This is a genomic window from Micrococcus sp. CS26 (assembly GCF_055522295.1).
This window is the reverse complement of sequence record NZ_JBVFVY010000022.1, coordinates 1-19,850: the sequence shown is the minus strand read 5'-3', so window position 1 is coordinate 19,850 and position 19,850 is coordinate 1. Positions and strand designations below refer to the sequence as shown.

General features: G+C 72.8%; 20 protein-coding genes and 2 pseudogenes. 8 read left to right on the top strand and 14 right to left on the bottom strand.

Going from position 1 to position 19,850, the window contains the following annotated elements:
- Nucleotides 1-126 precede the first annotated feature (126 nt).
- Complete coding sequence (locus ACZ1IK_RS09470) at nucleotides 127-1,254, top strand: YeeE/YedE family protein (protein ID WP_044659359.1); 1,128 nt, start codon at nucleotides 127-129, stop codon at nucleotides 1,252-1,254.
- Nucleotides 1,255-1,306: 52 nt separating this feature from the next.
- The gene (locus tag ACZ1IK_RS09465; protein ID WP_002855519.1) at nucleotides 1,307-1,534 is read left to right on the top strand and encodes a sulfurtransferase TusA family protein; all 228 of its coding nucleotides are present in this window, start codon (nucleotides 1,307-1,309) and stop codon (nucleotides 1,532-1,534) included.
- Nucleotides 1,535-1,577: 43 nt separating this feature from the next.
- Here the strand turns inward: ACZ1IK_RS09465 and ACZ1IK_RS09460 are convergent, their stop codons facing one another.
- Entirely contained in the window at nucleotides 1,578-2,639 is a 1,062-nt protein-coding gene (locus tag ACZ1IK_RS09460; protein ID WP_044659360.1) for a zinc-binding dehydrogenase, read from the bottom strand.
- Nucleotides 2,640-2,904: 265 nt separating this feature from the next.
- Here ACZ1IK_RS09460 and ACZ1IK_RS09455 point away from each other — a divergent pair, with 265 nt between their 5' ends.
- Both ACZ1IK_RS09455 and ACZ1IK_RS09450 read left to right on the top strand, forming a co-directional pair.
- Nucleotides 2,905-4,407, top strand: a complete 1,503-nt coding sequence (locus ACZ1IK_RS09455; RefSeq protein WP_044659361.1) for a long-chain-fatty-acid--CoA ligase — start codon at nucleotides 2,905-2,907, stop codon at nucleotides 4,405-4,407.
- 41 nt (nucleotides 4,408-4,448) lie between these two features.
- Nucleotides 4,449-5,171 carry a DUF6226 family protein gene (locus tag ACZ1IK_RS09450; RefSeq protein ID WP_044659362.1) on the top strand — a complete coding sequence of 241 codons (723 nt, stop codon included), beginning with the start codon at nucleotides 4,449-4,451 and terminating at the stop codon, nucleotides 5,169-5,171.
- 28 nt (nucleotides 5,172-5,199) lie between these two features.
- On the opposite strand, the gene ACZ1IK_RS09445 is transcribed toward ACZ1IK_RS09450, so the two are convergent.
- From ACZ1IK_RS09445 to ACZ1IK_RS09395, 11 genes and pseudogenes are all read right to left on the bottom strand, one after another.
- A complete protein-coding gene (locus ACZ1IK_RS09445) occupies nucleotides 5,200-5,952 on the bottom strand; it encodes a metal-dependent hydrolase (RefSeq protein ID WP_044659363.1) in 753 nt (250 codons plus the stop codon).
- A gap of 177 nt (nucleotides 5,953-6,129) precedes the next feature.
- Nucleotides 6,130-6,864, bottom strand: a complete 735-nt coding sequence (locus ACZ1IK_RS09440; RefSeq protein ID WP_044659364.1) for an LrgB family protein — start codon at nucleotides 6,862-6,864, stop codon at nucleotides 6,130-6,132.
- Nucleotides 6,861-7,223, bottom strand: a complete 363-nt coding sequence (locus ACZ1IK_RS09435) for a CidA/LrgA family protein (RefSeq protein WP_036315546.1) — start codon at nucleotides 7,221-7,223, stop codon at nucleotides 6,861-6,863. The genes ACZ1IK_RS09440 and ACZ1IK_RS09435 overlap by 4 nt, the downstream gene beginning before the upstream one ends.
- Nucleotides 7,220-7,927, bottom strand: coding sequence for a GntR family transcriptional regulator (locus ACZ1IK_RS09430; RefSeq protein ID WP_041104849.1), 708 nt, complete (start codon nucleotides 7,925-7,927; stop codon nucleotides 7,220-7,222). The genes ACZ1IK_RS09435 and ACZ1IK_RS09430 overlap by 4 nt, the downstream gene beginning before the upstream one ends.
- Before the next feature lie 268 nt (nucleotides 7,928-8,195).
- Nucleotides 8,196-9,206 (bottom strand): GIY-YIG nuclease family protein, encoded by a 1,011-nt coding sequence (locus ACZ1IK_RS09425; RefSeq protein WP_052833440.1) that lies wholly within the window; start codon nucleotides 9,204-9,206, stop codon nucleotides 8,196-8,198.
- Nucleotides 9,207-9,308: 102 nt separating this feature from the next.
- Nucleotides 9,309-9,464 (bottom strand): hypothetical protein, encoded by a 156-nt coding sequence (locus ACZ1IK_RS09420; protein ID WP_155643142.1) that lies wholly within the window; start codon nucleotides 9,462-9,464, stop codon nucleotides 9,309-9,311.
- Between the two features lie 33 nt (nucleotides 9,465-9,497).
- On the bottom strand, nucleotides 9,498-10,364 hold the full coding sequence (locus ACZ1IK_RS09415; protein WP_131661463.1) for an 8-oxoguanine DNA glycosylase OGG fold protein: 867 nt from the start codon (nucleotides 10,362-10,364) through the stop codon (nucleotides 9,498-9,500).
- 43 nt (nucleotides 10,365-10,407) lie between these two features.
- Nucleotides 10,408-11,004, bottom strand: coding sequence for a DinB family protein (locus ACZ1IK_RS09410; RefSeq protein WP_044659366.1), 597 nt, complete (start codon nucleotides 11,002-11,004; stop codon nucleotides 10,408-10,410).
- Nucleotides 11,005-11,027: 23 nt separating this feature from the next.
- Nucleotides 11,028-11,369 carry an alpha/beta fold hydrolase gene (locus ACZ1IK_RS09405; protein ID WP_049147456.1) on the bottom strand — a complete coding sequence of 114 codons (342 nt, stop codon included), beginning with the start codon at nucleotides 11,367-11,369 and terminating at the stop codon, nucleotides 11,028-11,030.
- Between the two features lie 220 nt (nucleotides 11,370-11,589).
- Nucleotides 11,590-12,810 (bottom strand): Fic family protein, encoded by a 1,221-nt coding sequence (locus ACZ1IK_RS09400; protein WP_060973983.1) that lies wholly within the window; start codon nucleotides 12,808-12,810, stop codon nucleotides 11,590-11,592.
- Nucleotides 12,807-13,154, bottom strand: a pseudogene (locus tag ACZ1IK_RS09395) (GNAT family N-acetyltransferase); the annotation flags it as partial. The pseudogene ACZ1IK_RS09395 and the gene ACZ1IK_RS09400, both read right to left, overlap by 4 nt.
- Nucleotides 13,155-13,264: 110 nt before the next feature.
- Here ACZ1IK_RS09395 and ACZ1IK_RS09390 point away from each other — a divergent pair.
- A complete protein-coding gene (locus ACZ1IK_RS09390; protein WP_044659368.1) occupies nucleotides 13,265-14,407 on the top strand; it encodes a GNAT family N-acetyltransferase in 1,143 nt (380 codons plus the stop codon).
- 65 nt (nucleotides 14,408-14,472) lie between these two features.
- Here the strand turns inward: ACZ1IK_RS09390 and ACZ1IK_RS09385 are convergent, their stop codons facing one another.
- A complete protein-coding gene (locus tag ACZ1IK_RS09385; protein WP_044659369.1) occupies nucleotides 14,473-14,922 on the bottom strand; it encodes a hypothetical protein in 450 nt (149 codons plus the stop codon).
- 292 nt (nucleotides 14,923-15,214) lie between these two features.
- Between ACZ1IK_RS09385 and ACZ1IK_RS09380 the strand changes: the two genes are divergently transcribed.
- From ACZ1IK_RS09380 to glpK, 3 genes are all read left to right on the top strand, one after another.
- Nucleotides 15,215-16,990 (top strand): glycerol-3-phosphate dehydrogenase/oxidase, encoded by a 1,776-nt coding sequence (locus ACZ1IK_RS09380; protein WP_044659370.1) that lies wholly within the window; start codon nucleotides 15,215-15,217, stop codon nucleotides 16,988-16,990.
- Nucleotides 16,968-17,690 carry an MIP/aquaporin family protein gene (locus ACZ1IK_RS09375; protein ID WP_465098479.1) on the top strand — a complete coding sequence of 241 codons (723 nt, stop codon included), beginning with the start codon at nucleotides 16,968-16,970 and terminating at the stop codon, nucleotides 17,688-17,690. The genes ACZ1IK_RS09380 and ACZ1IK_RS09375 overlap by 23 nt, the downstream gene beginning before the upstream one ends.
- 94 nt (nucleotides 17,691-17,784) lie before the next feature.
- Complete coding sequence (glpK, locus tag ACZ1IK_RS09370) at nucleotides 17,785-19,317, top strand: glycerol kinase GlpK (protein ID WP_049145088.1); 1,533 nt, start codon at nucleotides 17,785-17,787, stop codon at nucleotides 19,315-19,317.
- Between the two features lie 199 nt (nucleotides 19,318-19,516).
- Here the strand turns inward: glpK and ACZ1IK_RS09365 are convergent.
- A pseudogene (locus ACZ1IK_RS09365) lies at nucleotides 19,517-19,850 on the bottom strand (hypothetical protein); the annotation flags it as partial.

The window sequence follows — 19,850 nt, the reverse complement described above, 5'->3', positions numbered from 1 at the left end:
CCCAAGGGGAGGGTCAAGCGTCGCCCACGGCGCCGCCGCGCGCCGTCCCCGGCACAGCTCTGCGACTGTTACCCCGCGCGTCCTGCGCGGCGCGCGGGCCCGGCCGCACACTGTCTCATGGCAGGCATGATCATCACCGGACTCCTCCTCGGCCTCGTCCTGGGCTTCGTGTTCCAGCGCGGACGCTTCTGCGTCACGGGCGCCTTCCGTGACCTGTTCACCATCCGGTCCACCCGCTGGCTCACCGCGTTCATGGTGATCGTGGCCGTCCAGTCGGTGGGCGTGTTCGCCCTCGACGCGCTCGGCGTGATCACCCTGGAGGCGGAGACGTTCCCGTGGCTCGGCACGATCATCGGCGGCCTGATCTTCGGCTTCTCGATCGTGCTCGCGGGCGGCTGTGCCACCGGCACGTACTACCGCGCGGGCGAGGGCCTCGTGGGCTCGTGGTTCGCGCTGATCTTCTACATCGTGGGCGCCACCGCGTTCCGCAAGGGCCCGCTGGCCGGCACCACCGAGGCCGTCCGCTCCGTCGAGACGCAGACGGGTTCGTTCCAGCAGCTCACGGGGCTGTCCCCGTGGGTGTTCGTGGCGCTGCTCGTGGCCGGCGTCGGCCTGGCCGTGCGTCATCACCTGCGCCGCGAGGCGGCCATGACCCGCTTCCGCCTGCCCGCCGCCAAGACCGGCCTCGCGCACGTGCTCACCGAGAAGGCGTGGCACCCGTTCGTCACCGCCGCGATCATCGGCGTGCTGGCGATCCTCGCGTGGCCGCTCTCCTGGGCGACCGGCCGCGAGTCCGGCCTGGGCATCACCGGCCCGTCCGCGAACATCGGCGCGTTCATCGGCACGGGCGAACTCGAGCTCGTGGACTGGGGCGTGCTGATGGTGACGGGCCTGCTGATCGGCTCGTTCATCGCCGCGAAGGCCTCCGGCGAGTTCCGCGTCCGCGTTCCCGACGCGCAGACCACCGTCCGCTCGATCATCGGCGGCCTCGGCATGGGCTGGGGCGCGGCGTGGGCCGGCGGCTGCACCATCGGCAACGCGATGGTGAACACCGCGACCTTCAGCTTCCAGGGCTGGACCGCCCTCGTGTTCATGGTGCTGGGCACCGGCCTGGCGGCCAAGCTCTTCATCCTCAACCACCGCGGCAAGGGCACGACGCCGGCCCCCACCTCCGGCTCTGGCCTCACCTCGGCCGAGGGCGCGGCGGCGGACGCCGGGGCGGCCCGCCCCGTGAAGCTCACGCCGATCGGCTGAGCCGACCCGCCCACGAACGACCTCTGACCACCGACACCAAGGAGAGAACATCATGGCGAAGCACCTGCTCGAGACCGACGGCCAGGTCTGCCCCTTCCCGCTCGTGGAGGCCAACCAGGCGATGCAGCAGATCCCCTCCGGGGACGAGCTCGTGATCGACTTCGACTGCACCCAGGCCACCGACTCCCTGCCCCGCTGGGCCGCGGAGAACGGCCACGAGGTCACCGACTTCGTGAAGCGCGGCGCCGCGGAGTGGACGATCACCGTGAAGAAGGGCTGAGGGGCGGAGGAGCCCCTCGGCACCTCCGCACTCCGCAGGGGGCTCAGACCTCCAGCAGCACCTTGATCTCGCGGCGCTCGTCCATGGCCTGGTACGCCTCGGCGGCGTCGTCGAGCGGCATGCGCGCGGTGAACACGCGGCCGGGCTGGATCTCGCCGGACTGGATGCGCTCGATCAGCTCGGGTAGGAAGCGGCGGACGGGGGCGGGCCCGCCCTCGAGGTGGATCTCCCGGGCGAAGAGGTCGGAGCCGTCGAGGGTCTGGTCGTGGGAGACGCCCACGAACCCGACGTACCCGCCGGGGCGCACCGAGGCCAGGGCCTGGTCCATGGAGCCCTGCGTGCCGACGGCCTCGCACACCCCGTGCGCGCCGTAGCCGCCGGTGAGCTCGCGCACCTGGGCGGCGCCCTCCTCGCCGCGCTCGGCGATCACGACGTCCGCGCCGAACTCACGGGCGAGCGCGGCCCGATCCTCATGGCGGGAGAACACGATGACCTGCTCCGCGCCGAGGGTCTTGGCGGCCAGGACGGCGCACAGGCCGACGGCGCCGTCGCCGACCACGGCGATGGTCTTGCCGGGGCCGGCCTGCGCGGCGACGGCGGCGTACCAGCCGGTGCCGAGCACATCCGAGGCGGCGAGGTAGTCGGCCAGGCGGTCCGGGTCCGAGGGCTCACCCCCGGGCACCTTCACGAGGGAGCCGTCCGCGAGCTCGACACGCATGTACTGCGCCTGGCTGCCCGTGTACTCGCCGGCGTTGACGCAGCGGGACTGGTAGCCGGCCTGGCAGATCTCGCACGTGTTGTCCGAGAGCATGAACGAGCCGATCACGAAGTCACCGACCTCGAGGGTGGCGACGTCCTCGCCCTTCTCCACGATCGTGCCGACGTACTCGTGGCCCATGCGCCGGTGGTCGACGTCGTTGTGACCGCGGTAGGGCCACAGGTCCGAGCCGCACACGCACGCGGCGGCCAGCTTCAGGACGACGTCCGTGGGCTGAGCGACGCGCGGGGTGTCCACCTCCTCCACGACGACGTCGCCCGGCGCGCGCATGACGACGGCCTTCATCGTCTCGGGGATGGCAGGGGTGGCGGGGGTCTGTGCGGTCATGGTCTGTCCTCCGGTCTGGCCCGGCGGTCCGGGCGGCGGTGTGCGGGGACCAGTCTTGCGCCCCTGAGCCGTGGAGACGACACATCGACGTCGCAGGCGGGGCCGGTGGATGACCGCGCGCCAGCGACATCACCGCCGGGCAGAACCGCGGTGATGTCGCTGGCGTGAGGTCCGCCGACACACCCCGCTCGGCTCACAGCGAACGAGCACCGCCGGGCGTTACGCTGTGGTTCCCATCACATCCGACTCCCCTCGGAGGCCCGTCGTGACCCTCACCCTGCCCGCCCGCCTCGAGCGCACCGCCGCCGAGCACCCGAACTCCACCGCCCTGATCCTCGGCGAGAACCGCATGACGTACGCCGAGCTGCAGGACCAGTCCCAGCGTCTGGCCGGGCTCATGCGGCAGGAGGGCATCGGCCCCGGGGACCGCGTGGCGCTCATGGTGCCGAACATCCCGGCGTTCCCGGTGGTGTTCTTCGCGGCCCTGCAGCTGGGCGCCGTCGTCGTCCCGATGAACCCGCTGTTCAAGCGCCGCGAGATCGAGTACTACCTGGAGGACTCGGGCGCGTCGATGCTGTGGTCCGTGCCGTCCGAGGAAGCCGTGGAGGGCGCCCGCGAGCGCGGTGTGCCGCTGCGCACCCTCGGCGAGGACGGCCTCGCCCCGCACCTCGCGGCGAGCCCCGGCCCGGTGACCGAGACCGTCGAGCGGGACCTCGAGGACGACGCCGTCATCCTCTACACCTCCGGCACCACCGGCCGCCCCAAGGGCGCCCAGCTGACCCACCGGAACATGGGCACCAACGCGGACACCGCGGCGGAGACGCTGATCCAGCTCCAGCACGGGGAGACCGTGCTCGGCTGCCTGCCGCTGTTCCACGTCTTCGGCCTCACGTGCGCGCTCATGGCGCCCGTGACGACGGGCGCCAGCCTGGCGTTGATCCCCCGCTTCGATCCCGCCGTGGCCGCGCAGACCGTCCGGGAGTGCGCGGTGGACGTGTTCATCGGCGTGCCCACCATGTACGGGGCCGTGCTGGCCGCGGCCAAGGACCATCCGGAGGACCTGGCCAGCCTGCGCCTGGGCGTCTCCGGCGGATCGGCCCTGCCCGTGGAGCTGCTGCGCCGCTTCGAGGCCACCTTCGACTGCGAGATCCTCGAGGGCTACGGCCTGTCCGAGACCTCCCCGGTGGCGTGCTTCAACCATCCGGGTGAGGAGCATCAGCCGGGCTCGATCGGACGCGCCGTCCGCGGGTGCGAACTGCAGCTGGTGACGCCGGACGGGGCCGTGGTGCCCGAGGGCGATGAGGAGACCCTGGGCGAGGTGTGGATCCGCGGGGAGAACGTGATGAAGGGCTACTGGGGCAAGCCGGAGGCCACCGCCCAGGCCATCACCGAGGACGGCTGGTTCCGCTCCGGCGACCTCGCCCGGCGCGATGCCGCGGGCAACTACTACATCGTGGACCGCACGAAGGACATGATCCTGCGCGGCGGGCTCAACGTGTACCCGCGCGAGATCGAGGAGGTGCTCTACGAGCACCCGGCCGTCGCGGAGGCCGCCGTGGTGGGGGTGCCCCACCCGGAGCTCGGCCAGGAGGTCGCCGCGCACGTGGTGCTCGCCCCCGGTGCGCACGCCACGGAGGAGGAGCTGATCCAGCACGTGAAGTCCCAGGTGGCGCCCTACAAGTACCCGCGCACCGTGACCGTGCGGGACGGGCTGCCCAAGACCGCCACCGGCAAGATCCTCAAGCGGGAACTGACGCCGGCGGAGTGAGCGGGGTGACCGCCCGGGCCGGACACACGGGTGAGCCTCCCATGACGACCCTGCCGCGTCTGCGGGCGGAGGTGGCCCGGCGGTACGCCGCCCTCGACCTGCCCGCCTGGCCTGCCCCGCACCCGGACGGCGCCCCGCCTCGGGAGGAGGAGTACTCCCGGGTGACCGACCCGCAGCGGTATCGGATCGCGGGCGCCCGGGCCCGCGTGTGGGCCGAGGTGCTCGCGGAGGCGGGCGCCGTCGTCGTGCCGGACCCGGTGCGTGGCATCCCGCTCGACGAGGCCGGGCGCGCCGACCTGGCGGCCCCCGTGGACCGGGCGCTGCGGGTGGCGCCGCCGGCCTGCGTCGACGGCGCCTCCCCCTGGTGGCTGCTGGAGACGGACGTGCCCCAGGACGACGACGGCGGCGTCCTGCCGGTGCTCCGGGTGGCGGTCGGTGCCCCGGGGCAGGTGCACGCGCTGCTCCCGGACTGCGGATGCGACGCCTGCGACCCCGGGTCGGATGAGCTGCTCGAGGCCGTGGACCAGGCGGTCGTGCACGCGGTCGGGACGGGGGTGAGCCTGCGGGGCCGTCATGGGCTGCGGCGCCGGGACTGGCACGTGCACTGGCGCGAGGACGGCACGGCCGAGGCGCTGGGCCGGGTCCCGGGGTGGTCGTTCGAGGCGCTCACGGACGCCTGCCGGGACCTGGCCGCCGGCGGCCGCCCGAGGCTGCCCCGCGGGACCGAGGCGACCGTGCGGGCGGGGTGGCTCCCGGAGGCGTGAGGGGGCGGCGGTGGCCGGGTGCCGCCGCTCAGAACAGTGCCGCCACCCCCCGAGCGGCGAGCGGGACGAGCCGCACGGCCCGCACCACGGTGAACGCGGTGACCACCGAGACGAGCGCCCACTCCCGCCAGGACCCGGTCCGGCCGAGCAGGGGAAGCCGGAACCGTCCGGAGGACTGCCACCACCACAGGCGCGCGGGAGGCTCCGGGCTGAGCGGCCAGAGCAGGGCCACCCCGTTGTTGGTGAGGGCGTCGCCGAGGATGTGCACGCTCACGCCGACGGCCACGGAGGCGGGGATCCACCACAGCCCGTCGCTGAGGACGGTCGCCGACACCGCGACCAGGATGCCGAGTGCCCACGCGGCCCTCCATCCCCGGTTCGGGAGCAGTCGGAGGGCCTTGGCGGCCACGGCCGCCAGGAACGCGGCGATGACCCCCTGCCCCGGTGTGTAGACGTGCCCCGCGATCGGCACCTGGATGGAGGCGGCCGCCGTCGCGACGGCGGTGAACGCCGCGATCCCCACCAGCGAGTGTGTGCCGCGCCGATGCCCGCCGGCCACGTGGCGGATGCCGCGGCTCAGCCACTCGGTCAGGGGCGGCAGGGCGTGGACGACGGTGGCGCGGGGGTGGTCCCAGTCGCTGATCATGGCCGCGCCGGCGGTGGTCACGGCGCCGAGCAGCTGGAGCTCGGCGGGCAGGTGCAGCACGGCGATCGGCGACTGCCAGTGCGTGAGCGCCAGCCAGGCCGCGGCGCCGGTGGCCGCGTGGGACGGGCCCATCATGGGTGGGGTCCTCTCGTTCGCAGGACCGGGCCGCGTCACTGCGCCTGCGAGGGCCGGCGGGCGGCCCGCGGGGAAGGAAGAGGACCAGGGTGGCAGGCGGGGCGGACACGGTAAGGCGGCCGCCGCGGCCGGAGCGGGTCGAGGCGGCTGCCCGGCCGGGGGCGGCCGCCCGGCCCCTCACCCCGTCATCGCCAGCACCAGCGGGGCCAGCAGGGCGGTGAGCACACCGGAGCAGGCCATGGCGAGGGCGGAGAACGCACCGGTCTTCGGCCCCTCAGCGAGGGCGCGGGCGGTGCCGATGCCGTGGGAGCTCACGCCGATGGCCAGACCGCGCACGCGGGGGTCGCGCACGCGCAGCCGGTCGAGCACCCAGGGGGCGAACACGGCGCCGAGCACGCCGGTGAGCACGGGGAGCACGGCGGCGAGGGAGACGATCCCGCCGCCGGCGTCGGCCACCGCCATGGCGATCGGCGTCGTCGCGGACTTGGGGGCGAACGTGGCGGCCAGCGCGGCGTCCCCGCCCATCGCCCGCACGATCAGCACGGCGCTCACCATGGCGGTCAGCGAGCCGACGGTGACCCCGACGGCGACCGGCAGGAGCAGCTTCCGGATGTCAGGGCCGGCCCGGTAGAGGGGGACGGCGAGGGCCACGGTGGCGGGGCCCAGCAGGAAGGTGAGGTAACTGCCGCCGATCATGTAGGTCTCGTAGTCGATGCCGGTCAGGGCCAGGAACGCGGCCACCAGCACGATCGTCACGAGCACGGGCGTGAGCAGGGCGGTCTGCCGGGCGGCGAGCCACAGACGGCGGGAGAGCACGGCGACGGCGAGGGTCAGCGCGATGCCGAACAGCGGTGTGTGCAGGAGCGCGTCCCAGGCCTCGGCGAGGGAGTCGGTGAGTTCGGCGGCGTTCACTGTGCGTCCTCCTTGTCCGTGAGGCGGCGGGCGAGCGGGGCGGCGACGCCGGCGGTGACCACCAGCCCCAGCAGCCAGGGCACCACGAAGCCGACCAGCATCAGCGCCCGGTGTTCCTCGATGAGGCCCAGCACCGCGACGACGCCGACGCCCGCCGGGACGAACAGCAGCGGCAGGTGCTGGAGCAGGTGATGGCTCGCCGTCATCACCGGCGCGTCCTCGGCCGGCCGGCGCCACGCGAGCAGGCCGAGCAGCAGGAGCATGCCCAGCACGGCCCCGGGGATCGGCAGGTGCAGCGTGTCGGCCACGAGCGTGCCCGCCAGCTGGCAGAGCAGCAGGATCAGCAGGCCCTCGATCATCGGGGTTCACCTGCCTCGGACGGGCCCACTGGCGGCAGGCCGGGGACGACGCCGCTCCCCGCGGCGTCGAGGTGCGCCTGCAGGGCGCGCTGGGCGTCTGCGGCGCGCCCGGCGGCCAGCTGGGCGCAGATCTCGGCGTGCCCATCGAGGAGGCGGCGGGCGGCGTCGACGGATCCGCCGGTGGCGGCGTGGATCAGGCGTGCCAGGCGGGGGGCGAAGGTGCGCACGACCTCGTCGAAGGCGGCGTTGCCGCACGTGGCGATCACGTCCCGGTGGAAGCGCACGTCCAGCGCGGAGAAGGCAGCGAGGTCGCCGGCGTCCAGGGCGGCGCGCTGCTGCTCCAGGTTGGCGGTGAGCGTGGCGACGAGGGGCCCGACGGCGTCGGGCCGCGCGGCGACCGTGGCGAGGGCGGTGGACTCGAGGAGGCCGCGCAGGGCCGTGAGGTCGGCCACGCTCTGCGGCGTGAGGGCCTGCACGGCCGCGCCCTTCTTGGGGAGGAGCCGCACCAGGCCCCAGCGCTCGAGCTGGAGGAGGGCCTCCCGGGCCGGCGTCCGGGAGATGCCGGCCTCCGTGGAGAGCTGGACCTCGGTGAGCATCTCCCCCGCGGCGATCTCACCGCGGACGATGCGCCAGGCGACGTCGTGGGCCAGGCGGCCGGCAGCCGTGGCACGACTGCCCCATAAGGGGTCGGAGAGTGGAGTCATGCGGGCCAGAGTAATCGGATGCATGCATGGATGTATGCATTGTGTCGGACTCGGAAGGGGTCCGGGTGGGGAGGCGCCCATGATGCCGGCGCCCACCCTCGCCCCATGACCGTCGCCATCACCCGTCTCGACCCCGCCGGCGCGGACCGCGCGGAGCTCATTGCGCTGCTCACCGGCAACACGTGGCCCTTCCCTGTGCGCCCCACGTCACCCGGCCGGTGGCGAAGGAGGCCATCGAGGACGGCGGCAGGCACCACACACTGTCGGGTCACCAGCTCCCGATGTAGTCCTCCGGGCCGAGGAGACCCCGGGTGTCCGCCCAGGCTCCCCAGCGGTCGAGGAGGAGGGGGATGGCCTGGTCCTCCCACCAGGGCAGATGGACGAGGCCCTGACTCATGCCTCCGCGGTTGAACCGCTCCACATTGACCTTGTCCTCGTCGTAAGGCTCGGCCCCCTCGAGGGAGCGATCGAGCGCATCGCGCAGGAGCCGGCCGAGTTCATACTCACTGGTGGGCATGGGGGTGTCGTCGAGCCGTTCAGCGAGCTCCTCCCAGAGACCGATGCTTCCCCGCAGCCCGTACTGGCGGGGGCGGCGGCGGCGGAACAAGTCGCCGACGGTCGCGCGCGCCGACGAATGGACTTCCACCACGTCCACATCGCGCTTCGCCTGCTCCGCCATGGCCGTGCGGGCTTTCCGGATGCGCTGGCGGAGCAGCTGTGCTTCGGGGCTGGTGCCGCCGTAGATGAGGTTCAACGGCGGGGTGTGCGTGTCGATCACAGGCTTCTCGATGCCCCCGAGCGGTGTCACTTCCGCGAACCCGGCGGGCGCCTGCCACACACGGACGGCGAGGTGACGGCGCATCCAGGTGGTCAGCTGCTCGCCGCTCTCCGGGGTGAGGGAGAATCGACCCGCGGAGGCGACGGCGACTGGCTCCAGGTCCAGCCGATCCACCAGGAGTGCGGCCAGAGTGCGGCGCAGAGTGGAGTGCGCGGTGCCGCCGCCCGCGAAATGCTTGCGTTCCAGGCGGGCCCGCAGGCTGCCCTCGGCCTTGCCGATGTAAAGCACATCGCTTCGACTGACAGACGTGTCCAATCGCAGCTCGGCTCGCGCCGCGTCAGGATCCTGCGCGACAACCGCGTACAGCCCGGTCGAATCCGGCATGACCTCGCCGCCACGCCCACCAATGACCACACCGCCGTCCTCGACGCGTGCGAACAGCTGGGGACTGTTCTGCAGAGCATGGGAAGCGGCCACGATGAGCCCCGCCTTGGTGGTCATGCCAATGTCCTCTCTTCGTCCGGGACATCTACCCCGGCTACGCCTCGAGCCTACGGAGGGCCCTGGACACGGTAGGCGCCCTTGCGATGGATCGCTGAGCCCTCACCGCGCCAAGATCCACCGGTCCTCTGGGCCGAAATTGTGGAGGTCGTCGCAGACGAAGCCGCGTAGCCACGGGACGTGGTCCACGACGCGCCGGTACAGGCCGCGGTGCACGCCGGACTCGTCGCCGATCAGCTGCTCAGCGGACACGTTCATCTCGACGCCAACCGCGCACAGGCGGGCGGGGCTTCACGCCTCGTCGGGCGCCCGGTCCTCCGCGTCGGCGATGACGTCCTCCAGAGCCTGCAGGTGGGGCTCGGCGTCGTCCCCGGCGCCCAGGTCGGCCAGCGCGAGGCGGAGGGCCTCGAGCAGCTCGCCGGCCTCCGGGTCCGCGGCGGCGGAACTCCAGCTCGCCCGCCAGGGCTCCTGGGTGGCGTCCTGCTGCTGGAGGAAGATGAGCCGCTCGACGTCGTCGGCCGGGATCTTGAGTTCCTCACCCCACGCCTGCATGGTCGTGACGTACGTCCGGTACCTGTCGGGGTAGGTCCAGCCGCCGCCGATCCGGACGTCGACGTCCTTCACATGCTCGGCGAACCAGGCGCGCACCACGGAGTCGAGGACGGGGGCGATGTCGGACTCCCGGTGGGCCTTGGTGAGGAAGTAGAGGTACTTGGTGCCGAAGGCCGCGCCGAGGTGCTTGAGGCAGCCGACCCCGCTCTTGCGCTGCTGCCGGATGTGCTCGAAGGCCGCGGGCCCGCCCTGCTCGAGGGTGATGCGGGTGACGTCGGCGAGCTGCTCCTCAAACCCGGGCTGCGCCATGATGCGCTCCACCCGGGAGGGGCCGTAGCCGACCCGTCCGTATCCCCACACCATCGCGGCGATGAAGGCGTCCCGCTGCACGGCGCGGTCCTCGGCGGTCACCTTCGCGGCGTAGCCGGTGACGACGGCGCGGGTCAGCGGCTCACACTCGAGGCAGGCGGGCAGGTCGGGCACGTGGGCCGTCCAGTGATCGAAGGACCAGCGCGTGGGCTCGTCGGCGGGCCTGCCGGCGGCAGCCCACGCATCGAATGAGCGCTGGAGGGCAGGGGGTACGGCGGCAGCGGGAGTACTCGTCATGGCCACACCGTAGGCCAAGGACCGGCACGGGAGGCATGTGCCTTCAGTTCCGGCCCGGCCCGCCACTCCCCTCCGCGATGGCGGTCAGACGGTCCACGTGGGCGGCCCAGCGGTCGGCGTCCCACGGGGGCAGGTTGTTCCCCGGGGCGCGCAGGCCGGCCTGCCCGTCGATCTGCTCCCGCAGGATGTCCGCGTGGCCGGCGTGCCGGGCCTCGTCCAGGGCGACGTGCGCAATGATCTGCGCGAGCGTCACCTCCGCCTTGTCGTCGGGCCACCACGCCACCCGCCCGGGGGCGTCGGCGCCGAGGGCCGTGATGGTCGCGTCCGCGTGGGCGAAGCAACGGCGGGCGAACTCGAGGACGTCCTCGAGGGACTCACCCTCGGCGGCGAACATGTCCACGTTGTCCTCCTCCGGCTGCCCCGCCGCCGCCCAGGGCAGCTGCACCTCGGCGGGGCGGCCGAACGTCTCGCCGAAGTACTCCAGCTCGACGACGGCGGCGTGCTTGACCAGTCCCAGCAGGTTGGTGCCGGTGGGAGTGCGCGGCAGGCGGGCGTCGCGCTCGCTGAGGCCCTCGAGCTTCTGGAGGAGGGCCGCACGCTGGCGGCGCAGCCCGTCGTGGAGGATCTGCTTGTGGTCCATGGGGGGATCCTGCCCCAGATCAGTCAGGCCGCGAACCCCCGCACGAGCTCAGCCACCCGCTCCGGCGCGTCCAGGTGCACGTCGTGCCCCGCGCCGGGCACCTGCACGTGCCGCACATCCGGGCGCCGACGCCGCATCTCGTCCAGCTCTCCGGCGGGCACGTACCCGTTCTCCCCGGTGATCAGCAGGGTTGGCGCGGCGATCTGCCCCCATTCCTCCCACCGGGGCCGCTCGTGGACGGGCCGCAGGGCGGCCTCCAGCACGTCGACGTCGAAGCGTGGCACCCAGCCGGCGTCGACGTCCCGGGTGGAGCGCGGGGAGGGCGCGATTGCGGGCGGCCCCGCCCCTGACTGGCCGTTGCGCACCGCGCGCCTGACGCTGCGCCCACCCCGGGAGGACGACCTCGGCTGGCCCTGCCGGATCGGTGTCTCTGGTGGTGGGGAACGTGGGCATGCCCGTGGGGACGTGATCCTGTGGCTGACGGACCGCGAGTCATCCCGCGGGCCTCACCTCGTGTGTTCGCCTGACCATGGCCGGGACACTACACGCGGCATGAGGCTGGTCAGCCCGGTAGTCCACACCCGGTCAACCCCGCCGGCCCGCACGCGCGGCGAACTCGTCCAGACAGGCGAGCACCTCGGTGGCCAGCCACACCCGGTTCCGACGCTGGCTGGAGACCGGCTGCAGCACACCGGCCTCGACAAGCTGGTCCACGGCCCGCTGGGCGGCCGGGCGCGAGACACCCAGCACCTGGGCCAGGTGGTCCACGGTCACGGCGGGTTGCGCGATGATCACCGCGAGCGCCCGCCAGACCGCCGCGTCCCGCCGGGCGGTGAGCCGCTCGCGCCAGCCGGTCAGGGCCTCGTCCAGGTCCGCGACGAGCTCTCGGCCGTTGCCGACGGCGGCCAGGGCGGCCTGCGCGAAGCGGCGCACGATGGGCGCGGGGTCGCCGTCGCGGTAGGCGGTGAGGGCGTCGAAGTATCCGGCCGTGTCCGTGAGGAGTCCCGCGGAGAGGGGCACCCCCATACGGGTGATCGCGCCGGCCCGATGCAACACGGCGTGCACGAGGACGCGCCCGGTGCGGCCGTTGCCGTCCGCGAACGGGTGGATGGTCTCGAACTGGGCGTGCGCGATGGCGGCCTGCACGAGGGCGGGCACGTCCGTGCGGCGCAGGTAGGCGAAGAGATCGTCCATCCCGGCACGCAGGCGCTCCGGGTGGGGCGGGACGAACTGCGCCGTGTGCGGCGTGGGCACCCCGCCCCCGATCCACCCCTGCGCATCGCGGTAGGCGCCCGGCCGGGCATGCTCCTGACCGTCCATGAGGGCACGATGGGCGGCCAGCAGGGCGGGCTCGTCGAGGTCGGCGGCCAGCCGGGAAGCAGCGCCCATGGCCCTCACGTTCGCCGCCACGAGCGTTGCGTTCGGGCGGGTGCGTTCGCCGAGAGTCGCCAGGGCGAGGGCTCGCGCGCCCGCGGTGATGTGCTCGATCTGCGAGGAGGACGCGGACTCAGTGCGCAGGAGCACCGCGTCGATCGGGGCGATCTCGCCGGTGAGCCCCGGGAGGGCGTGGCTGATCTCAGCATCGAAGCGCACGACGGCGGCCGTCGCCTCCTCGACCTCGGTCGCCAGATCAGAGGGCAGGTCGAGCCCGAGTCGGGCGATGCGGGCCGGGAGCGCGGCTCGATACGGGCCCGAGGCGCGCACGCGAGCGCTGCGGGAGCGCAGCCCGGCGTCATCCGGGCCCGCGGCCCAGGGGCGCTCTTCCCAGCCGACGGCCCACGGGGTCGGGCGCGGATCGTTGCTCATGCCGCCACCTTACGCAACGTTATGTCTAGAGAGTTGCGTACTTCTGGGCGTCGTGAGGTGGAAAGCCGTCTGCCCCGGGCCCGATGCTCCGAGGCGAGCATCGCGTAAGTGACGCCGTCCACCCAGCCGCGGGTGCGGTGCAGTGACTCCTCCTTGAAGGTGCCCTCGTGGCGCAGGCCGACCTTCTCCATCACGCGCAGGATGGGCGCGTTGTCCGCGAAGGCGTGAGCCTCCACGGGTCGGACGCCGAGGCCTGCGAAGGCGAGGTCCAACAGGGCACAGGCCAGCTCGGTGGCGCGGCCCCGGCCGGCGTGGGCCTGGGCTATGGTCCAGCCGATCTCGGCCTGCGCGTCCCGGGCTTCCTCGCGCGGTGCGCCGCGAGGTCGAGGAGGGGCGTGGCCATGGGGTCACGGCAACGGGCGGCGGTGACGTCCCCTCCCCTACTCTCGGCCCCATGGACGTCACCTTCACTCCACTCGACCCGGCAGGCGCCGACCGGGACGCGCTCGTCGCCCTGCTCACCGAGAACGCGTGGCCGTTCCACACGCGCCCGCGCGTCACCCGGCCGGAGGCGGAGAAGGCCGTCGATGGCGGCGCCTGGGAGGATGAGGACCACCGCACCTTCTGGATCGAGCATCCCGAGCACGGCCGCGTCGGCGTGGTGCGCCTGGAGGACCTCACGGACCCCACCCCCTTGTTCGACCTGCGCGTGGCGGAGCGGTTCCGCGGGCGCGGGCTCGGCGCGCAGATCCTCACCGCGCTCACCCGGCGCGTCTTCGAGACGATGCCCGCGGTGGACCGCTTCGAGGGCCAGACCCGCGAGGACAACGTCCCCATGCTGCGCACCTTCCGCCGGGCCGGCTGGGTCAAGGAGGCGCACTACCGGCGCGGCTGGCCCGTGGACGGCGGCGAGCCGCTCGCGTCCGTGGCCTACGCAATGTTGCGCCAGGACTGGGCGTCCGGCACGACGACGCCGGTCCCCGCCGACGTCGACGCCCCGCCTCCGGTGGGGCGCAAGGAGGGCGCGGCTGCGGGCGGCCGCGCCCCTGACTGGCCGTTGCCCACCGCGCGGCTGACGCTGCGGCCGCACCGGGAGGACGACTTCGGCTGGCTGCAGGAGATGTACACGCAGCCCGAGGTGGTGCGCCACCTGCTGGACGAGCCCTGGGACGAGGCGACCGCGCGGGCGAAGCTGGCCAAGCGGATCACGTGGGACGACCTCGGCGGCCCGTCCGGGGCGGCGTCCCTGGTGGTGGAGCACGCGGGCGTCCCCGTGGGTGACGTGATCCTGTGGCTGACGGACCGCGAGCGCGGTGTCGCGGAGATCGGCTGGGCACTGGATCCGCGACATGCCGGTCAAGGCTTCGCCCGGGAGGCCGCGGCTGCGCTGCTGGACCTGGGGTTCGAGACGTCTGGCCTGCACCGGGTAGTGGCACAGATGGATGCCCGCAACACGGCGTCCGCCCGACTGGCCGAGATGCTCGGGATGCGTCGAGAGGCACACCACCGGCAGGACCTGTGGAGCAAGGGCGAGTGGACGGACACCCTCGTCTACGCGATGCTCGCGAGCGACCGGGGGGTGAGGGGCCATCTATGACGACGAACGGACTTCTACGCTCACCCCATGCAGCTCGAGACCGTGAGGGGGTGGACTCGCGAGGCTCACCAGGTGTGCGGACCGAGGTCCTCGAGGATCTCCAGGTCGAGAGGCCACTCGTCAGGGCGGGGAGTCTCGGGGAGCACCGGCTCGTAGGCGCCGACGTAGACGACCTCCCCCAAGCCGAGGCCGGTGGCCTCCTCCGGCTCAAGGATCGTCAGGTCAGCGTGGCCGGGGACGCGGTCGATCTCGGCGAGCCGCCCCGAGGGCCACACCTCGTGTGCCGCCCTCACCACGGCCCGCACACGACGCAACGGGATCGACCCGGCGGGGCTGCCGTCGTCGTGATGGGTGACGACCCAGCCTGCAGAGGCCAGGGGCCCAGCCTGACTCACTCCCCGGGAGGGCAGCAGGATCAGCTCGTGGACTTCCCCCACGGCGATCGGGTCACCGCAGCATTCCTGCTCCCAGTCCGAGAGCGAGGCGCGGCCGACGGCGCCGACGGTGATGTCCATGGTCGGAGTGTAGGGGCGAGGCCTCACCCGTGGGCGCGCGTCACCCGGGGCGCTCCGCCCTCGTTCCAGCGGAACAGGGTGAGGTGCCACAGCCCGGGGACCGTGCGAGACGGGCCACCTCCACGCGCACCGACGTGGCCCTGTGCGAGCGGCTCGGGTTCCGCGAGACCGTACCCGGCGCGTGGGCACCCGCGACCCGGGAGTGACATCATGGACCTCGGCTCGCGCTGATACTGGGTATCGTGAGCCACGCCACTACACTGTGCTTCCACTGATAAAGGAGCAACCCCCCATGCCGACCCTGCGAACCGTCCCCCTCTCCGCCGCCACGCGGGAGGACCACCTCGCCCGCCTCCGGGCCACCAGCCCGGAGGCCCCCCTCGACATCCTGGTCGTGGGCGGCGGCTCCACCGGCGTGGGCGCCGCGTTCGACGCGGCCACCCGCGGCCTCGACGTGGGCATCGTCGAGGCCCGCGACTGGGCCTCCGGGACCTCGTCCCGCTCCTCCCGCCTCATGCACGGTGGCCTGCGCTACCTCGAGATGCTGGACGTCAAGCTGGTGTACGAGGCGCTGCGGGAGCGCGACCTGCTGCTCACCCAGACCGCGCCCCACCTGGTGCGTCCCCTGCGCTTCGTCTTCCCGTTCTTCCACAAGGTGATCGACCGCGGCTTCATCGGCGCCGGCGTCACCATGTACGACGCCATGCAGTCGCTCGGCCGCCGCCGCGCGATGGGCGCGCACCGCCATCTCAGCCGCCGCTCCATGGCCGCGACCTTCCCCTCCCTCGACGACGAGAAGATCGTCGGCGCGGTGGAGTACGCCGACGCCCAGTTCGACGACGCCCGCCTGGCCATGATGCTCGTGCGATCCGCCGTGGACCACGGCGCCGTGGCCGCCAACTACACCGCCGTCACCGGCTACCTGCGCGGCGACGACGGCCGTGTGCAGGGCGTGCGTGTCCGCGAGGAGACCTCCGGCGAGGAGTTCGACGTGCACGCGCGCGCCGTCATCCTGGCCGGGGGCGTGTGGACCCAGGAGCAGCAGGAGCTGGCCGGGGCCGACGGCGGCCTCGAGGTGCTCGCCTCCAAGGGCGCCCACATCACCGTCCCGCGCGACCGCATCCGCGCCGACGCCGCCACCGGCGTGATCACCAAGACGGAGAAGTCCGTGCTGTTCCTCATCCCGTGGGACGAGTACTGGGTGATCGGCACCACGGACACCCCGTGGGCGGAGGACGTGGCCCATCCGGCCACCACCGCGGACGACATCGACTACATCCTCGAGCACGCCAACGCGGTGCTGAAGGAGGACCTCACGCGAGACGACGTGATCGCCACGTACGCCGGCCTGCGCCCGCTCCTGCAGCCGGTCACCGGATCCGACGGCGGCTCCACCAAGATCTCCCGTGAGCACACCGTCACCGAGGTGGCCCCCGGCCTCACCGCCGTGGCCGGCGGCAAGTGGACCACGTACCGGGCCATGGCCGAGGACGTCGTGGACTTCGTGGTGCGCGAGACCCACCCGACCCGTCCCAGCCTCACCGAGCACATCCCCGTGCTCGGCGGCCTCGGCTACTCGGAGATCGAGGCGGAGGCGGACCGCATCGCCGCCGACTACGGCCTGGACGAGGCCCGCGTGGACCGGCTCCTGTTCCGCTACGGCACCGTGCTGCGCCACGTGCTCGACCTGATCGACGCCGACCCGTCCCTGAGCGTCCCTCTCGCCGAGGCGCCGCGCTACCTGCGCGCCGAGATCGTCCACGCCGCCCGGGCCGAGGGCGTCGTCCACCTGGACGACGTCATCGAGCGCCGCACGCGCCTGTCCACCGAGGTCCGTGACCGCGGCGTCGCGGCGGCCGCGGAGATCGCGTCCCTCGTGGCCCCCGAGCTGGGCTGGGATGAAGAGCGCATCGCCGGTGAGATCCGGGCGTACAAGGACCTCGTCGCCGCCCGCCTCCGCGGCGAGACCGCCCACGACGACGTCACCGCCGCCGCCGCGCTCGCAGCTGCCGACGCCGCCCCCGTCCACGGAAAGGAGCCCGTCCATGGGCACGATCTTCCTGCATGAGATCGCCGGCACGGCCATCCTCCTCCTGCTCGGCGTCGGCGTCGTCGCCAACGTCGTCCTGACGAAGACCAAGGGCAACGGCGGAGGCTGGCTGCTCATCAGCTTCGGCTGGGGGCTGGGCGTCTTCGCGGGCGTCTACGTCGCTGCCGCGACCGGTGCGCACCTGAACCCCGTCGTGACCGTCGGCCTGCTCGTCAGCGGCGCCGAGGAGTACGCCCCCGGCATCGCCGTGACCCTCGGCACCACGCTCGCGTACTTCGCGGCGCAGCTGATCGGCGCCTTCCTCGGCGCGGCCCTGGCCTGGCTGGCCTACCGCGACCACTACCAGGCGGAGACGGACCAGGGCGCGATCCTGGGCACGTTCGCCACAGGTCCCGAGATCCGCAACCCGCTGTGGAACATGGTCACCGAGGTGATCGCCACGTTCGTCCTGGTGTTCGTGATCCTGCTCTTCGGCTCCACCCCCTCCGGGCTCGGCCCGCTCGCGGTGGCCCTGCTCGTCGTCGCGATCGGCGCGAGCCTGGGCGGCCCCACGGGGTACGCCATCAACCCGGCGCGCGACCTGGGCCCCCGCCTGTTCCACGCTGTCGCGCCGATCCGGCACAAGGGCGGCTCGGACTGGGGTTACGCCTGGGTGCCGATCGTCGGCCCGCTCGTCGGCGCCGTCCTGGCCGGCCTCGCCGCGCCTCTGTTCGTCTGAGCGGTCTGCCCGTCCAACCCCGGCGGGCACGTTCCCCGTCGGGAACGTGCCCGCCACCCCCACACCCCCGTGACCACCTCCGAAGGAGTAGGACATGACCACCCCCCGCTACGTGATGGCCATCGACCAGGGCACCACGTCCACGCGCGCGATCCTCTTCGACCACAGTGGGGCCATCGTGTCCACTGGTCAGCGCGAACACGAGCAGATCTTCCCGCGCGCCGGCTGGGTGGAGCACGACCCGGTGGAGATCTGGACGAACACCCGCGAGGTCATCGGCGAGGCCCTGGCCCGCGCCGAGGTGACCCGACACGACGTCGCCGCCGTGGGCATCACGAACCAGCGTGAGACCACCGTGGTGTGGGACCGCAACACCGGCAAGCCGGTGTACAACGCCATCGTGTGGCAGGACACCCGCACCGACCACCTCTGCGAGCGCCTGGCCGGCGACGTCGGCGCGGACCGCTACAAGGAGCGCGTCGGGCTGCCCCTGGCCACGTACTTCTCCGGCCCCAAGGTGGCCTGGATTCTGGAGAACGTGGACGGTGCCCGGGAGGCCGCCGAGAACGGCGACCTCATCTTCGGCACCACGGACTCGTGGCTCGTGTGGAATCTCACCGGCGGCGGCGAGGGCGGCCGGCACGTCACCGACGTCACCAACGCCTCCCGCACCATGCTGATGAACCTGGACACCCTCGACTGGAACGAGGAGATCTGCGCGGACATGGGCATCCCGATGTCCATGCTTCCGGAGATCGTCAGCTCCTCCGCCGAGGTGGGCACCGTATCCGGCCAGCAGCTGCTGCGCGAGACGCCGATCACCGGCATCCTGGGCGACCAGCACGCGGCGACCTTCGGCCAGGCGTGCTTCGAGGTCGGCCAGGCCAAGAACACGTACGGCACCGGCAACTTCATGCTGATCAACACCGGCGAGGAGCCGGTGCACTCGGACAACGGCCTGCTCACCACGGTGGCGTACCGCATTGGCGACCAGAAGCCGGTGTACGCGCTGGAGGGCTCGATCGCCGTCACCGGCTCGCTGATCCAGTGGCTGCGGGACAACCTCGGGATGATCGGCAGCGCCCCGGAGGTCGAGACCCTGGCCGCCGGCGTGGAGGACAACGGCGGCGTGTACTTCGTCCCCGCGTTCTCCGGCCTCTTCGCCCCGCACTGGGACGCCGCGGCCCGCGGCGTCATGGTGGGCATGACCCGTTACGTCAACAAGGGGCACATCGCCCGCGCGGCGCTCGAGGCCACCGCCTTCCAGAGCCGCGAGGTCCTGGACGCCATGAACGCGGACTCCGGCGTGGACCTGACCGAACTGAAGGTCGACGGTGGCATGGTCGCCAACGAGCTGCTCATGCAGTTCCAGGCGGACCTGCTGCGCGTGCCCGTCGTGCGCCCCAAGGTCATCGAGACCACCGCTCTCGGCGCCGCCTACGCCGCAGGCCTGGCGGTGGGGTTCTGGGCGTCCCAGGACGAGCTCGTGGCCAACTGGGAAGAGGACAAGCGCTGGGAGCCCACCACGGACGAGGAGGAGGTTGAGCGCGCCCTGCGGCTGTGGAAGAAGGCCGTGGAACGCTCCCGCGACTGGGTCGACGAGGACGTCGAGTCGGCCCAGGGCTGACCGTCCGGTCCGTAGGCCGGTCCGGCCGGCTCCGTGCGCCCCGGGCCGGTCCGGGCCGGTCCGGCCCCTCCGGAAGGACCCCGTGCAGCACTACCCCCTCGTCGGCCGCCTGCGCGCGGAGCGGGGCGGAGTCGGTGCCGCTGCCATCGGCGCAGTGGCCAGGCCCGAGGCGCCCGGCTGCTCCGACGTCAAGCTGTCCTCACCCAGGGCGTCCTCTTCCCCCGCCGCTTCCGCCCAAGGCGGCGGTGGACAGGCAGGCGAAGTAGTCCGCATCCACGTTCCGGCTGTCCTTGATGGCGCTCCGATGTGGAATCTCCTCGGAGAGGTTCTCCTCGTCCGCGTTGTTTGCCGAAGCCACCACCTTTTCGAGGCCGGCCACCTCGGGCCGGAGTTCGCGCGCCCGTCGTCGCATCCTGCCCTGGCCGGTCCACTCATGGGTGCGTTCGGTGAGGGCGTCGAATGGGTTCTCACACGCCGACAATCGGCGTGCTCGTTCGACGACGTTGGACGCCAGGATGTCCCTGAGCATCGTC

Coding starts and splice junctions, on each gene's coding strand:
- ACZ1IK_RS09385 (WP_044659369.1), bottom strand. CDS start 14,922: ATGGACATCACCGTCGGCGCCGTCGGCCGCGCCTCGCTCTCGGACTGG.
- ACZ1IK_RS09430 (WP_041104849.1), bottom strand. CDS start 7,927: ATGACTCCACTCTCCGACCCCTTATGGGGCAGTCGTGCCACGGCTGCC.
- ACZ1IK_RS09470 (WP_044659359.1), top strand. CDS start 127: ATGATCATCACCGGACTCCTCCTCGGCCTCGTCCTGGGCTTCGTGTTC.
- ACZ1IK_RS09435 (WP_036315546.1), bottom strand. CDS start 7,223: ATGATCGAGGGCCTGCTGATCCTGCTGCTCTGCCAGCTGGCGGGCACG.
- glpK (WP_049145088.1), top strand. CDS start 17,785: ATGACCACCCCCCGCTACGTGATGGCCATCGACCAGGGCACCACGTCC.
- ACZ1IK_RS09460 (WP_044659360.1), bottom strand. CDS start 2,639: ATGACCGCACAGACCCCCGCCACCCCTGCCATCCCCGAGACGATGAAG.
- ACZ1IK_RS09400 (WP_060973983.1), bottom strand. CDS start 12,810: ATGAGCAACGATCCGCGCCCGACCCCGTGGGCCGTCGGCTGGGAAGAG.
- ACZ1IK_RS09375 (WP_465098479.1), top strand. CDS start 16,968: ATGGGCACGATCTTCCTGCATGAGATCGCCGGCACGGCCATCCTCCTC.
- ACZ1IK_RS09445 (WP_044659363.1), bottom strand. CDS start 5,952: ATGATGGGCCCGTCCCACGCGGCCACCGGCGCCGCGGCCTGGCTGGCG.
- ACZ1IK_RS09390 (WP_044659368.1), top strand. CDS start 13,265: ATGGACGTCACCTTCACTCCACTCGACCCGGCAGGCGCCGACCGGGAC.
- ACZ1IK_RS09380 (WP_044659370.1), top strand. CDS start 15,215: ATGCCGACCCTGCGAACCGTCCCCCTCTCCGCCGCCACGCGGGAGGAC.
- ACZ1IK_RS09410 (WP_044659366.1), bottom strand. CDS start 11,004: ATGGACCACAAGCAGATCCTCCACGACGGGCTGCGCCGCCAGCGTGCG.
- ACZ1IK_RS09465 (WP_002855519.1), top strand. CDS start 1,307: ATGGCGAAGCACCTGCTCGAGACCGACGGCCAGGTCTGCCCCTTCCCG.
- ACZ1IK_RS09425 (WP_052833440.1), bottom strand. CDS start 9,206: ATGACCACCAAGGCGGGGCTCATCGTGGCCGCTTCCCATGCTCTGCAG.
- ACZ1IK_RS09420 (WP_155643142.1), bottom strand. CDS start 9,464: ATGAACGTGTCCGCTGAGCAGCTGATCGGCGACGAGTCCGGCGTGCAC.
- ACZ1IK_RS09415 (WP_131661463.1), bottom strand. CDS start 10,364: ATGACGAGTACTCCCGCTGCCGCCGTACCCCCTGCCCTCCAGCGCTCA.
- ACZ1IK_RS09450 (WP_044659362.1), top strand. CDS start 4,449: ATGACGACCCTGCCGCGTCTGCGGGCGGAGGTGGCCCGGCGGTACGCC.